This window comes from Nonomuraea jabiensis (assembly GCF_014204795.1).
Lineage (GTDB): Bacteria > Actinomycetota > Actinomycetes > Streptosporangiales > Streptosporangiaceae > Nonomuraea > Nonomuraea jabiensis.
This window is the reverse complement of sequence record NZ_JACHMB010000001.1, coordinates 5,467,310-5,480,196: the sequence shown is the minus strand read 5'-3', so window position 1 is coordinate 5,480,196 and position 12,887 is coordinate 5,467,310. Positions and strand designations below refer to the sequence as shown.

The 12,887-nt window shown below is 67.3% G+C and carries 13 protein-coding genes and 1 pseudogene; 8 read left to right on the top strand and 6 right to left on the bottom strand.

Going from position 1 to position 12,887, the window contains the following annotated elements; all coding sequences use genetic code 11:
• Positions 1–349: 349 nt before the first annotated feature.
• Entirely contained in the window at positions 350–793 is a 444-nt protein-coding gene (locus tag HD596_RS25345) for a GNAT family N-acetyltransferase (protein WP_185071808.1), read from the bottom strand.
• A gap of 900 nt (positions 794–1,693) precedes the next feature.
• Between HD596_RS25345 and HD596_RS25340 the strand changes: the two genes are divergently transcribed.
• Positions 1,694–2,410 (top strand): GntR family transcriptional regulator, encoded by a 717-nt coding sequence (locus HD596_RS25340; protein ID WP_185071807.1) that lies wholly within the window; start codon positions 1,694–1,696, stop codon positions 2,408–2,410.
• A gap of 169 nt (positions 2,411–2,579) precedes the next feature.
• On the opposite strand, the gene HD596_RS25335 is transcribed toward HD596_RS25340, so the two are convergent.
• Complete coding sequence (locus HD596_RS25335; protein ID WP_185071806.1) at positions 2,580–2,846, bottom strand: hypothetical protein; 267 nt, start codon at positions 2,844–2,846, stop codon at positions 2,580–2,582.
• A gap of 298 nt (positions 2,847–3,144) precedes the next feature.
• Positions 3,145–3,447 (bottom strand): hypothetical protein, encoded by a 303-nt coding sequence (locus HD596_RS25330; protein WP_185071805.1) that lies wholly within the window; start codon positions 3,445–3,447, stop codon positions 3,145–3,147.
• A gap of 360 nt (positions 3,448–3,807) precedes the next feature.
• Between HD596_RS25330 and radC the strand changes: the two genes are divergently transcribed.
• From radC to HD596_RS25305, 6 genes and pseudogenes are all read left to right on the top strand, one after another.
• On the top strand, positions 3,808–4,464 hold the full coding sequence (gene radC, locus HD596_RS25325; protein ID WP_185071804.1) for a RadC family protein: 657 nt from the start codon (positions 3,808–3,810) through the stop codon (positions 4,462–4,464).
• Positions 4,465–4,872: 408 nt separating this feature from the next.
• A pseudogene (locus HD596_RS66145) lies at positions 4,873–4,987 on the top strand (ISAzo13-like element transposase-related protein); the annotation flags it as partial.
• Between the two features lie 1,011 nt (positions 4,988–5,998).
• Positions 5,999–6,475 (top strand): GntR family transcriptional regulator, encoded by a 477-nt coding sequence (locus tag HD596_RS63850; RefSeq protein WP_185071803.1) that lies wholly within the window; start codon positions 5,999–6,001, stop codon positions 6,473–6,475.
• Between the two features lie 41 nt (positions 6,476–6,516).
• Positions 6,517–7,008 carry a winged helix-turn-helix domain-containing protein gene (locus tag HD596_RS25315; protein WP_185071802.1) on the top strand — a complete coding sequence of 164 codons (492 nt, stop codon included), beginning with the start codon at positions 6,517–6,519 and terminating at the stop codon, positions 7,006–7,008.
• Positions 7,009–7,988: 980 nt separating this feature from the next.
• A complete protein-coding gene (locus tag HD596_RS25310) occupies positions 7,989–8,477 on the top strand; it encodes a GntR family transcriptional regulator (protein WP_313044684.1) in 489 nt (162 codons plus the stop codon).
• A gap of 39 nt (positions 8,478–8,516) precedes the next feature.
• A complete protein-coding gene (locus tag HD596_RS25305; RefSeq protein WP_185071801.1) occupies positions 8,517–8,987 on the top strand; it encodes a GntR family transcriptional regulator in 471 nt (156 codons plus the stop codon).
• On the opposite strand, the gene HD596_RS25300 is transcribed toward HD596_RS25305, so the two are convergent.
• The 3 genes from HD596_RS25300 to HD596_RS25290 are packed head-to-tail and all read right to left on the bottom strand — an operon-like array spanning position 8,951 to position 11,382.
• Positions 8,951–9,379 (bottom strand): ASCH domain-containing protein, encoded by a 429-nt coding sequence (locus HD596_RS25300; protein WP_185071800.1) that lies wholly within the window; start codon positions 9,377–9,379, stop codon positions 8,951–8,953. The two genes, HD596_RS25305 and HD596_RS25300, sit on opposite strands and share 37 nt — an antisense overlap.
• 10 nt (positions 9,380–9,389) lie before the next feature.
• Positions 9,390–10,412: a hypothetical protein gene (locus HD596_RS25295; RefSeq protein WP_185071799.1), complete on the bottom strand. Its 1,023-nt coding sequence runs from the start codon at positions 10,410–10,412 to the stop codon at positions 9,390–9,392.
• 46 nt (positions 10,413–10,458) lie between these two features.
• A complete protein-coding gene (locus tag HD596_RS25290) occupies positions 10,459–11,382 on the bottom strand; it encodes a DMT family transporter (protein ID WP_185071798.1) in 924 nt (307 codons plus the stop codon).
• Between HD596_RS25290 and HD596_RS25285 the strand changes: the two genes are divergently transcribed.
• On the top strand, positions 11,381–12,787 hold the full coding sequence (locus tag HD596_RS25285; RefSeq protein WP_185071797.1) for an aminotransferase-like domain-containing protein: 1,407 nt from the start codon (positions 11,381–11,383) through the stop codon (positions 12,785–12,787). The two genes, HD596_RS25290 and HD596_RS25285, sit on opposite strands and share 2 nt — an antisense overlap.
• The last annotated feature ends 100 nt before the right edge of the window (positions 12,788–12,887 follow it).

Below are 12,887 nucleotides of genomic sequence, written 5' to 3'. Positions count from 1 at the left end.
TAGTGTGCCGAATCCCACCGTCACAGCCGATGACAGCACCGGCTACCCGACATTCCCCCGCAGCCAAAGTACCTGCCAGGCCGCATACGACCATTAAAACCACACCAAGCCGCAGGTGGCGGTTCCGGCCGCAGCGCCCAGCCGGCCGAGCGGCCGGCGGTTTCGGTGATCCGGTGCGTACCCCCCGTCAGCCCACGCCCCTCACTCTGGAGGGAAGCCGCATCTGGCGGTTGCGAGACATTCTCGCCCCGGCGGACGCCTCAGAGGAGCGCAGCGGCCGTTACGCTCCCCCAGCTCCGAGGGCGAGCCCGGCTGCGCACGGTGACCCCGTCACCTCGAGAGGCTACTGCTACGACAGTTCGATCTGGTATTTGATGAATCCTCGATTCTCAGCCACCTTGTCGTACAAGCGGCGTGCTGTCGCGTTCGACTCGTGCGTGTTCCAGTACACGCGGGAGCAGCCGCGCTCTCGGGCCCAGGCGGTCACAGCTTCGATCAGCGCGCGAGCCACGCCTCTGCCTCGGACGTCTGGAGCGGTGAACAGGTCCTGGAGGTAACAGACGTTGGTGTCGGGCGCTGAGGTGTTCGCGTGGGTGAAGAAGTGCGTGATGCCGACGAGCCTGCCGTCCAATTTCGCCCCGAACGCGTGCAGGCGGGTGTCCGCCTGGAACTCCTGCCATGCGCGGTCGTACATCTTGTCCGGTTCGATCCGCTGATAGAAGTCGATGTACGCGCGGAACAAGTCCTCCCAGACATCCCGATCGGATGGAAGGAGCTTGCCTATGTCGATCATGAAAGTTCCTCTTGCTTGGACATCTCTGAGGAGCACAGGTCAGCTGTGGCTTGGCACGGCGCTGCGCGATATGCCCCGGAGAGTGATCTATGTCGGAGTCAGCACCACCAACTTAGGGAAAAGTGGCCCAGTGAGGTACGGCCACTCCGCGGTGAGACCAGAAGACCACTTGCGCCTGGTGGTCAGTCGCCAGGAGCGCTGACGTGGGCGGCTACCCACTCCGACCGCAGGCCCCGCATGACAACAGCTCCCGCCGCAGGCGCTCACCAGCCAACAACTCACCAGCAAGGCGCCTCAACCGGGCATCGCCGGCCATCGTGGGCCTCGACAGCCCGCCCATCGCATGCCTCACAAGGCAGCCCGCCACCCAGCAGCACCCAGTCACCGCCTCACCAGCCAGGCCGACTCAACTCGGGCCCGCAGCCACCGCGTTCCAAGCCACAGCCACCGGCGGACTCAAACAGCTGCACACCCCGCGCGAAAGCGCACCCACCGCTCGTTTTGAAGTCCTGCCCATCGCGCGCCTCGCGAGGTAACGTGCAGGCAGGCACCTCACGTCAAGATCACTCAGGCAGCTCCGCAGTCCGTGTAGGTCTCGACCGGCGAGGTGTCGGCCGGACGGTGCGGATGCCCTTAAAGGGCCAGGTCAGCGGCTGGTCAGGGCGCCGCCGCGGCCGCAGGTGCGCAAATTGGAAGAGGCCGCCGATATGTGCTCGGGGGTACACACATCGACGACCTCTACCGGAGAATCGGCCCCTCTTACACCGGCGTTACAGGGTTTCTCCGATAATTTTCTGCCATCGCAAAGTTGGGGCTCCAACGCCCATCGATGACGGTCGGTTACCTGCCGAATACGGCAACATGGGGCAACGCCTCACACGAACCCCCAGGGATGGACTAGTGGCCACCTCAGATCCGGTCTACCTGCGTGTCGTCGAAGACATTCGGCGGCAGATCACCGACGGCACCCTTCCCCCCGGCGCGCCGATCCCATCACGAGCGCAGCTGACCCGTAAATATCAGGTCGGAGAGACCGCTGCCCGGCACGCGCTGCGCGTGCTCGCGAGCGAGGGCCTCATCATCGGCCGCGTGGGCTCGGGCCATTACGTCAGGGAACGCCCCGACCTGACCCCGCTCTACCGATGGCGCTTTCTCGATCACCCTGCCCCGTTCGCGGCCGACCTGCAGTCACAGGGCAGACGCGTGACATGGGACTGGCACAGCGAACCCACCGAAGCGGGGCCCGACATCGCCAGACGCCTGCGCCTCAGCGAGTCGACCACGCTGACCAGAACGCACTACATCTTTCGCGGCGAGGGCAGACCGCTGCAGCTCGCCACGTCGTACGAACCGCTGGAGTTCACCCCCCACTCCGAGGAGGAGCGGCGGAGCCTGGTCGCCAGGATGTACGCGCACGGCATAAAGATCACCGAAGTCGTCGAGAGCGTGCACTCGCGGGTTCCGCGCCCCGCGGAGAGCGACGCGCTCGATCTGGCGGCCGGCGTTCACGTACTGCACATCGAACGCACCCACTGGGCAGGTGACCGTCCCGTCGAGACGAGCGACATCGTCGTTCCAGGCGACCGGTTCAGAGTCACGTACAGCATGCCCGTCTGATATATCGGACGCGGACGTCTCCGGGCGAAGCCCCTTCTCGCCCGGAGCCCCTCAGTCGGGGTATGGCGGCGATCGCCTCCATTCGGCCAGGCAGGGGGCGGTTTGGTGAGCCGCCGCGAGGCTCTCCAGCGGGTCAATCCGGTCCGTGATCGGGCACATTTGCACTGGTCTACGAATTCTGCGAGCGCACGAAGCAGGCCATCATCAGGCGGACACGCCGGGCCGCCGACAGCTCGAACTTCACCCGATCGGTCGACGCGGTCATCTTTCCACCTCCGCGACGGAGCTGGTGACGATACGCGTCCAGCGAACCGCCGTAGGCGTCGAGGATCGCATCGAAATCCTCGTCCAGCCTGACGGGAGCCACATCGTCGCTCAGGCAGGCGGCGTCGAGATCGCGGCAGCACTGCGCGTTCGCGGCGCTGGCGGTGACCATGATGCGCCATGGCCTGGCCGAGTTGAAGCGCGCGGCTGCCCACACCAACGGTGACGAGCAGCGGACCGCAGGCGTACGGCGTTGCGATGCGCCCACAGCGACGCTGGGCCGGCCGGCGCCGACCAGCCGAGTTCACGCAAGGATCTGCGGACGAGGCCTCTCCAGGTATCGGATCGAACGGAGGCGGGTATGCACGTTCAGCTCACCGGCGTCCCCATGCCACTCGTGTCCGACGACGCGCGTCATCCGACCGGCATCGTGCCGCGTACCGGCGAGATCCGGAAAAGCCCGAACAGCATCATCGAATCCGTACCGGCGGCTGACCGGATTCCTTCGGACAGGCGGGCGGCGATGGCGGGAATGGATGGTTCTGGACCTTCAGCGTGCACACCGAGAGATCTTCCCGGCCGAACGCGGACTGTTCGGGCGTTCCGGGCATGGTGCTGAGCAGCCGCCCTCCAGACCGGATCACCGTGGCAGCTGCGATCAACGGCTCGCCCTGAGCGCCAGGGCCAGCGCCGCTCGCGTAGGACGGCGGGGCGCAGAACCCCAACACCTCGACCACCTCGAAGCCATCCACGTCCAGCCCGAGCTTCGTCACGGTTCCGGCGAAGTCGGTGCCGATATGTGCGGAAAGTCCAGCGGCACCAGGTTGCACGGTCCCATCGGCCAACAGCGGGTCGGCAGGGTTGATCGAGGCCTCGCACCCGAACCTGGAGCTGTCCGGGGCGAGACGATCCTCGATTGGTGAAGGGAGCCGGCGGGCCGCACTGCTTGGCCACGAGCGCTCTCATGGTCATTCCCTCTACGAGACGATGTGCCTCAATCCACGCATGCTGTTGATCCGAGCACGCGCCGGGCTGACACATTTCGCCCATCCGGCGACGAACGCTGGATTCCGGTAAAAGTGCAGGTCAGAGATTGTCGGTGCGCGCTGATACAACGGTCGCGGAGGTTGCCGATGCGAGTCAAAGACCTGTCCAAGAGCGACCGGCCACGCGAACGGCTCATGGCCAGCGGCGCCGCCGCGCTGGCGGACCGCGAGCTGCTGGCCGTGCTGCTCGGCTCGGGATTTCGAGGGTCGAGTGCGCTGGATCTGGCCAGCCAGGTGATCAAGCACTGCGGAGATCTCGATGGTCTGCGCCGTTCGGACCCGCATCGGTTACTCGCCGTGCCCGGAGTGGGCCCCGCCAAGGCCGCGCGAGTCGCCGCGGCCTTTCATCTCGTACGCCGTGCGGACGCGTGGCCCGAGCGCGAACGGATCACAAGCACATCCGATCTCGCCAACCACTGCGCCCCGCTGCTCCGCGGCCGCAAACAGGAGCGGCTCGTCCTGGTGGTGTGCGACACGCGTGGCAGGGTGCTGAAGCATTCGATCCTGACCGAAGGCGCGTCCGACCACACGGCGGTGCCGATCCGGGAGGTGATCACGGAAGTGCTCACCGCGAGCGGGGCCATGTTCGGCCTCGCGCACAACCACCCGGCCGGCTCCCTCGAACCGAGCCAATCCGACCTCGAGGCCACGGCCCAACTCGTCCGAGCTGCCGAGACGGTGGGACTACGGCTGCTCGACCACCTGATCATCACGGACGCCGCCTGGCGGAGGATCCCTACATAAATCGATTCCTCTAGGGACCATGAACCCACCGAACACCAAAGGGAATCATCCTGTGTATAGCGCCGAACTGCAGTTTTCCAAGTGACGGCCATGAGAATCTAATAGCGCGGGTAGGCCGTTACGGACGTCAGCCGGCCATTACTCGCAGTGGCATGGTCCCTTGCCTCCGGAGGGCTCGGGGCCATGCCCGTCACTCGCACCGATCTCAGGCGAAGCCCGGCGCTCTTCGGCGGACGTTCGGGCAGGCGCGTCGCCTGGGATCGCAAGGTGCGCCCCCGATGGCAGCTGCGTTTGCCATCACCTAGGGTGTCCGGTTCGCGCGCTCGGCGGCCAAAGCGCGAACCGGACACCTCTCCTCCTCTCCCTGCCCACGGCAAGCGGAGAGCCCTGTCCGTAGGGCGTGCGGCGATGGGGAAGGCCATCCCGTACGACATTTTCGACCTGAGCGCCGACAGCGGCCCGGTCAACGTCGGCACTGACCACGACACCGCCGTGTCCCGCCATGGAGTCCATCCGCCGCTGGCGGAACGGCGTCGTACGGACACCTGCTCGGGTGCAAGACGCTTGCTGCCCCCTGCGGACACCTCGGTGTTCGCCGACGTAGCAGCTATGGGACCAGAGTGGGCCAGTGGCGCGGCGTAAGGCATCGGGTTCCCGGGTGCGGGGGTAGCGCTTGATGGTGTGAGGGATATTCCGGCGGCGGGCGCACTCGTCGACGAGACCGACGCCCTTGTCCAGCAGGTCGTGGATCTTCCCCGCAACGCTGCCGGGTGGTCTGCCGGCGGGCCGGGACGGGTTGACCTTGGCCCAGCAGACGCTGCGGGAACGAACCTCAGCGAGGGCCTTGTCGCAGAAGTTGGCCCACAGGTGCCACCGGTCGCCGACCTGCACCGCATCCGCTCCCCAGCCTCGGCGCCGGTAAGGATGGTGGCATAACGGCGGTGGCGCTTGAGAGCGAAATCATTGACACCCAGCACGCGCAGAATCCGTAGCAGTGGCAGCGGCAGCCGCATGAGCTGAAAGCCGAGCGCCCGTCCGCCCAGCCTGTTTTTGACCACTGCGCCCAGCTGGCTGGTGAGCCTGCTCGTTCGACGCTGGTAGCGCTCGAGCAGCCCGGGATGCGATCAGTGGGCTGCGCCGTTCAGCAAATCGGTCCAGGTGGCCAGCGCGCTTGCGTAAGTGGTTCGGAGGCTTTCGTGGATCACCGCCTTTTGACGAAGGCGACGAGTTCTGCGGATGAAGAACTGGCCGCCGCTCTGGCACAGCTCGTAGAACGTCGGCAGACAAGCGCATGTGTATTCCCGGACTCGCACACGTACGGCGTGGGGCGACGCGGGATCCCACCTGATGACCGCGTGGTCGGGCTGTAGGTCAGCGACATGGACCGCAATCTCGCAGCAGGGCCAGTCGAGGGGCTTGGGCATGGGTGAACAGTACGTCTGGTCGTCTCCTCTTGTCTACTGAGTAGGGACTGTCTGTCTATAGAGACAGAACGATATGGTAGGTCTTGCACCTGTTGGTCTAAGTTGCAGGCGTGCTCGACTATGACGGGGACACCCACATCTACCTCCAGATCGCCGAGATCCTTCGGCAACGAGTCTCTGGTCTCGCGTCCGGACACCCGGTGCCGAGTGAGGCGGACATCCAGCAGGAGTTCGGCGTCGCCAGGACCACTGCTCGGAGGGCGGTGCACGTACTTCGCGAGGAAGGGCTTATCTACACCGTTCAGGGCGAAGGGACCTTTGTCGGCGGGCCGGACGAAGCGCCTCGTAAGCAGCGGAAAGTCCCTCTATACCAGCAGATCGCGACGGACGTCGCCGAGCAGATCAAGGCAGGACGTTTCTTGCCGCGACGTCCCATACCGGGTGAGTCGGCGCTGGTGGAGCAGTACGACGTGGCCCGGGAGACCGTGCGGCGCGCCATGGCGCTCCTGCGGGAGCAAGGGTGGATCTACACGGTTGCGCAGCGAGGCAGTTACGTGTCGCCGAAGGAGTCGTGGCCCCAGGGCTGACTGTGCTCGCCTGCTTGTATCCAGACGTCTACGCTGTGAGCATGCTCGACCGCGACGGGCCGGTCCCGATCTACGTACAGATTGCCGATGCGATCCAGGAGCAGATCGTCGGTGGGCGGTTGCGAGCCGGCGAGGCCGTGCCGAGTGAAGCGGCGTTGGAGGCGAGGTTCGGTGTCGCGCGATCGACGGCACGCAATGTGGTTCGGGAGCTGCGCGAGCGTCGCCTTGTCCACACCGTTCAAGGGGAAGGCACTTTTGTTGGGCCTGTGGGTATTCCTCGGATAAGGCCGAAGAGGGCCCTCTATCTTGATATCGCCCATGATATCGCTGCGAAGATCAGGTGCGGTAAGTTCCGGCCGAACTGCTCGATATCGAGCGATACGACCTTGATGTTGCGGCATGGGGTTGCCAAGGTCACGGTCCGGAAGGCCATTGCTCATCTCAGGGAGCAGGGGTGGGTGTTCACCGTCCCTTATAGGGGGACTTTTGTGAATGAGCCAGGAAAGTGGCCGTCGCGCGAGGGCGCCCGATAGGCCTCCTGCGCCTTGTGCCCCGCCGTGCCCTGTACCCCCGCCGTGCCCTGTACCCCCGCCGTGCCCTGTGTCCCGCCGCGCCCTGGTGCTCCGGTGCGCCCTGTGCCCGCCGTGCCCTGTGCCCCGCCGTGCCCTGGTGCTCCGCTGCGCCCTGTGCTCCGGCGTGCCCTGTGCTCCGCTGCGCCTGTCCCACCTGTGTTCTTGGGGAGGTGCGGCGCCTCACTGGGCCAGGAAGGCCGCCGGGTGCGCGTTGCGGATGAATGAGGAGGTCGCGTTGGGGCTGGACTCAGTGAGCGATGTCGGGAACGGCTGATACGAGGGCGACCGAAGGAGTGGATCTTCCGCTCGTAGGAAGGCGGCCAGGGGGTTCGCCCGCAGGAAGGCGGCCAGGGGTTCGCCCGCAGGATGGCGGTCAGGGGAAGGGGATCTTCCCTGCGGCCGGCCCAGCGAGTTACTGCAGCTGCCAGCAAGCCTCCGCCGCCAGCAAGTCCTCACCGCGGCAAGTCTCCGCCCCCGGCGAGTCCCGCACCGCCAGCAGATCTCCACCCCCGGCCGGGTCCCGCACCGCCGGCAAGTCCCCACCACCGGCAAGTCCCGCACCGCCGGCAAGTCCCCACCACCGGCAAGTCCCGTCCGCCGGCAAGTCTCCGCCCCCGGCCGGGTCCCGCACTGCCAGCCAGTCCCCGCCCCCACCCAATCCCGCACTGCCAGCCGGTCCCCGCGACGGCGGGTGCCGCAACCGGCGAGCCGCCACCGCCTGAGCCGAGTCGCTTCAATTCCGTGGGAGTGCGAGCCGGAGTCGCCGATTTTCGTTGTCGGGCGGTAAGGGCGGGCGCGGTGGACGGGTGGGGCGATGGGACTGCTCGGGTGGTCGTGGGTTCTCGCTTCATGCTGAGTCCGTATGTTTAGGGCACGTATCCACCCTTCCACTAGACGTTTTCCTTGTGCAGGTCTGTACGGTTTCGTCTACGATCCGTACCGTGTTAGATCGCGAAGGCCCCGTGCCTATCTACAAGCAGGTCGCTGACCTGGTGCGCGATCAGATCGAGCGGGGTGAACTCAAAGCCGGCGATCCGGTGCCCAGTGAGGCGACGCTCGAGAAGGATTACGGCATCGCGCGCACCACGGCCCGGCGGGTGGCTCGGGAACTGCGGGAGCAGGGGCTGGCGCACACCATTCAGGGCGAGGGGACGTTCGTCGGGCGGCCGGGGACTCCGCGTTCACCCAGGAAGGTGCCGCTGTATCAGCAGATCTCCGCGGAGGTCTCCACGCGTATCATCCAGGGCGAGATCTCGCCGAACCGGGCTATTCCCGGCGAGAAAGTGATGATGCGGCAATACGGCGTGGCCAAGGTGACGGTGCGGCAGGCGGTCGCGCATCTCAGGGAGCAGGGATGGGTGTTCACCGTCCCTTATAGGGGCACTTTTGTGAATGAGCCGGAAAAGTGGCCCAGGAATAGGGATTCTTAATCGCACTCCTATGTCAGGCTGCTTGTATATCATTGAGATGTGCTGGATCGCTCGGGTGACACGTACCTCTATCTGCAGATCAGCGAAGTTCTCAAGTCACGCATAACCGGCGAACTCTCCCCAGGGGATCTCCTGATCAGCGAGGCGGGCATCCAGCGGGAGTTCCGGGTGGCCCGGACCACGGCGCGCCGGGCGATTCGGGTGCTGCGCAACCAGGGGCTGGTCCACACGCGCCAGGGCGAGGGCACATTCGTCAGCACCCCCGGCGAAGGGGCCGAGCAGATTCCGCTCTACCGGCAGATCGCCGACGAGATCAGGGAACGCATCATGGCCGGCGAGTTGGCCGCGCACCGGCCGCTGCCGCGCGAGGTGACGCTGGTGCGCCAGTACGGTGCCGCCCGCGAGACCGTACGGCGGGCCATAGCGCTGCTGCGGGAGCAGGGCTGGGTGTTCACCGTCCCGCACCGTGGCAGTTACGTCGCGCCCGAGGAGCGCCGGCCCACTTCCTGATCCACGACGCGAAACCACAGGCAGACCACCGTGGTCGAGTCGTCCACCGCGTACCCCTGGCTCTTCCAGTAGCGGCGGTGACCCTCGCGCCAGTGCTCCACCGAGCGGAAGCCCTCGCCCTCGGCCTGGGCGAACTCCCAGGTGACCGCCGCGAACGGGGTCAGCTCCACCCGCGTCACCTCTATCTCGGCCACCCGCGCGCCCGCGTCGTCCACGAGGACCAGGCGCTCGCCGACGTGCTCCACCTTCTCGCCCTCGGCGTGGTAGTCGAGGGGCAGCAGACCGGCCGTGGCCGTTTTCTCGCCCGCCAGAGTGAGGTCGGTCAACTGGGTACGGAACTCGCCGGGCGTGCCCAACTCCAGAACCCTGAGTCCGTCGATGCGTGGCCACATAGGACGCATATTAGAAGACCGGGATGATGTCCTCCGGATCGATGAAGTCCACCTCTACGCCTTCCAGGTCCAGCTCGGGAATGGCGGGGAAGGCGATGCCCCAGCGTTCCACGATCGCGCGGACCCTGGCCATGGCCACGCGCCAGTTCTCCGCCTGTTCCTCGTACGACAGCACGCCCAGGCCCGCCTGCCTGGCGTGGTCCATGAGAACGCGATGGTTGGGCAGGAAGTACGGCGGCAGCTCCCAGAAACCCCCGGGCGGCTCCCACAGAATCATGCTGAGGAACACGAAGCCCGCTCTGAGCTGGCGGGTGATGAGGGTACGGGTCTCGTCGGTGAGCCCCGGCCATTCGTTCTCCAGAATGGTCATGCAGATTTGGAGATGGCGGGACTCGTCCCGGCCTATTCGCTGGAACATCTCGCTGAAGACCGGGTGCTGCGTGCCCGACGACATTCCCCTGAACAGCGTCGAGGCGGCCATTTCCCCCATCATGAAGCTGGTGAAGAGGACCGGGAGTGAATATTTGCCGACGGCGGAGGTGTAGCCGTTCCAGTAGCGGCCGCCGTTGTGGTAGAGCCAGCCGATGTTGTTGTGGGCGGCTCTTTCGAGATCGTCGGACGGGGTCCAGTCGAGCGGGCCGCCGGGCCACAGTTTGGCGATGGTGCGCTGGCAGCATTCCTCGTGGTTCATCTCGTCACGGGTGATCGAGAAGAAACACTTCCTGACCGGGTCCTCTTCGTGCTTTTCGAAGGCCTGGATCGTGGCGCGGGCGAACACCGCCGGCCCCGACGCGTCGAAGTTCGCCAGGACCGCGAACCAGTACATGATTCCCAGCCGCTGCTCCCGGGTGAAGTCGTCCGGGTCCAGGCCGTCCCAGGGCAGGTCGGCCGGGTTCCAGACCACGCGCTTGGACTTTTCGTAGATCGCGGCGAGTTTCTCGGTCTCTACCCGCCACTCCATGGGATAGATGTTGGGCTGCGGGATTTCCGGCGCGGGCCAGAAGCCGCCCTCTGGGATCGTGAGGTCCGCCATTGTTGTGACACCTCCTCCCCCATCCTGCGTGCAGGCGTCACGCCTTTCAAGTACGGGCACGCTGAGTGACGGCCACGCACACGAGCACGGCCAGCGCGGCGGCCACCGTGGCCGGCCCGAACCGCTCCCCCATCAGGAACCAGGCCCACAGCAGGGTCAGGAGGGGCTGGGTGAGCTGCGTCTGCCCGGCCCTGGCGATGCCGCCCCGGGCCAGGCCCGCGTACCAGGGGATGAAGCCGAGGAACATCGAGATCAGCGACACGTACGCGAAGCCCGCCATCGCGGCGGGAGTCGGGGTGATGGGCGTGAGGAGGGCCAGCCCCACGGTCAGGGGGACGGTGAGGGGCAGGGAGAGGACGAGGGTGTGGGAGATGACCTGCCAGCCCGGGGTCCGCCTGGACAGCCGGCCACCCTCCGTGTAGCCGATCGCGGCCGACAGCAGCGCGCCCACCAGGAGCAGGTCGGGCCAGGTGGGCAGGCCCTGGTTCTGGGTGAGGGTGAAGGCCGTGATGGCCAGGGCGCCCGCGGCGCAGGCCACCCAGAAGAGGGGACGGGGACGTTCCCCCGCCCTGAGGACGGCGCAGGCGGCGGTGGCGGCCGGGAGGAGGGCTATCACGACGGCGGCGTGCGACGTGCTGGCGCCCAGCGCCAGAGCCAGGCCGCTGAAGACGGGAAACCCGAACACCACGCCCAGAGAGATGAGGGCATACGACGTCCAATCACGCCTTGCCGGAATTATCGCGATTTTTGCGACTTTAAGGCAAAGAAGCGCGAGAAATCCGGCTATGGCGGCACGGCCGATCGCCACCAGCCACGGATGGAAGCCCTCCATGGCGTACACGGTGGCGGGAAAGGACCCGGAGAAGGCCAGAACGCCCAGGAAGGCCAGGGACGTGCCCTGCGCGGCGCGATCCAGGACGGGAGGGAGTGCTACTCCATCGGGGGCAGTAGCGCTATTCTGTCTCTTCATGGACAACGATAGCAGTATCGCCCAGATCGCCGCGATACTGCGCGAAGAGGCCGGCCGGGTGGGGCCCGGGGCCCGGCTGCCGTCCAGCCGGGAGATCATGCGGCGGCACAACGTCTCCCCCGTCACCGTGTCCAGGGCCATCGGACAGCTGGCCGCCGAGGGCAGGGTCGTCGCGCGGCCCGGCAGCGGGGTGTTCGTGACGCCTCAGGTGGCCGCCGCGCAGGAGGCGGTCGATCTCTCATGGCAGACCGTCGCGCTCGGGGACCGGGTGGTCGACGAGGAGCCCGTGGCGACGCTGCTGGGGGCGGCGGCCGAAGGGGTCGTACCCCTCACCGGCGGGTATCTGCCGGCGGGCCTGCGGCCGGACAGGCAGCTGGGAGCCGCGGCGGCGCGGGCGGTACGCAGGCCGGACGCGTGGGCCATGCCGCCCCTGGCGGGGCTTCAGGAGCTGCGCGGGTGGTTCGCCAGGCAGACCGGGGGCGACGTGACCGCCGCCGACGCGCTGATCGTGAGCGGGGGCCAGGCGGCGCTGACTCATGCGTTCCGGGCGCTGGCGGCTCCGGGCACGCCGGTGCTGGTCGAGACGCCCACTTACCCGGGCGCGCTCGCGGCGGCCAGGGCGGCCGGGCTGCGGCCCACGGCCGTGCCCGTCAACCGGGACGGCGTACGTCCCGAGCTGCTGGCCGAGGCGTTCGCCGTCACGGGCGCAAGGGTCTTCTTCTGCCAGCCCACCCTGCAGAACCCGACGGGGGCCACCCTGCCGGTGGAGCGCAGGGAGCAGGTGCTCCAGGTGGCCAGGGCGGCGGGGGCGTTCGTGGTCGAGGACGACTTCGCGCGCTACCTGACCGAGCAGGCGCCGGCGTCCCTGGCCTCCATGGACCAGCACGGCACCGTCGTCCACGTGAGGTCGCTGACGAAGATCCTGTCGCCGAGCATGCGGGTGGCGGCCGTGATCGCCAGGGGGCCCGCCGCGCACCGGCTGCGGGCGAGCCAGCTCGTGGAGTCGTTCTTCGTGGCGCGGCCGCTGCAGGAGACGGCGCTGGAGTTCGTGGGGTCGCCGGCCTGGCAGCGGCATCTGGCGGCCGTGCACAGCGAGATCAGGACCAGGCGCGACGCCCTCGCGGCCGCGCTCGCCACCCACATGCCGCGGGCGGAGGTGCACCTGCTGCCCATCGGCGGGATGCACCTGTGGGTGCGCCTGCCCGCCGAGATCGACGAGAACGCGCTGGTCGAGGCCGCCAGGCGGAACGGCGCGCTGGTGAGCCCGGGCAGGCTGTACTACCCGTCGGAGCCGCCGGGGCCGAGGATCCGCGTGACGCACATCGCCGCCGCCCATCTGGCCGAGTTGCACGAGGGGGTGCGACGACTCGCCCGGGCGTCGGCTGAGGCGACGCGGACCGGCTGAGGAAGCTCTGGGCGAGATCGGCTCCGAAGAGGGGTTCGCGTCGTCTCCAAGGGTCAAACACCGATACGGTGTAACTCGTGCCTTGTGGCACGAACGGCAG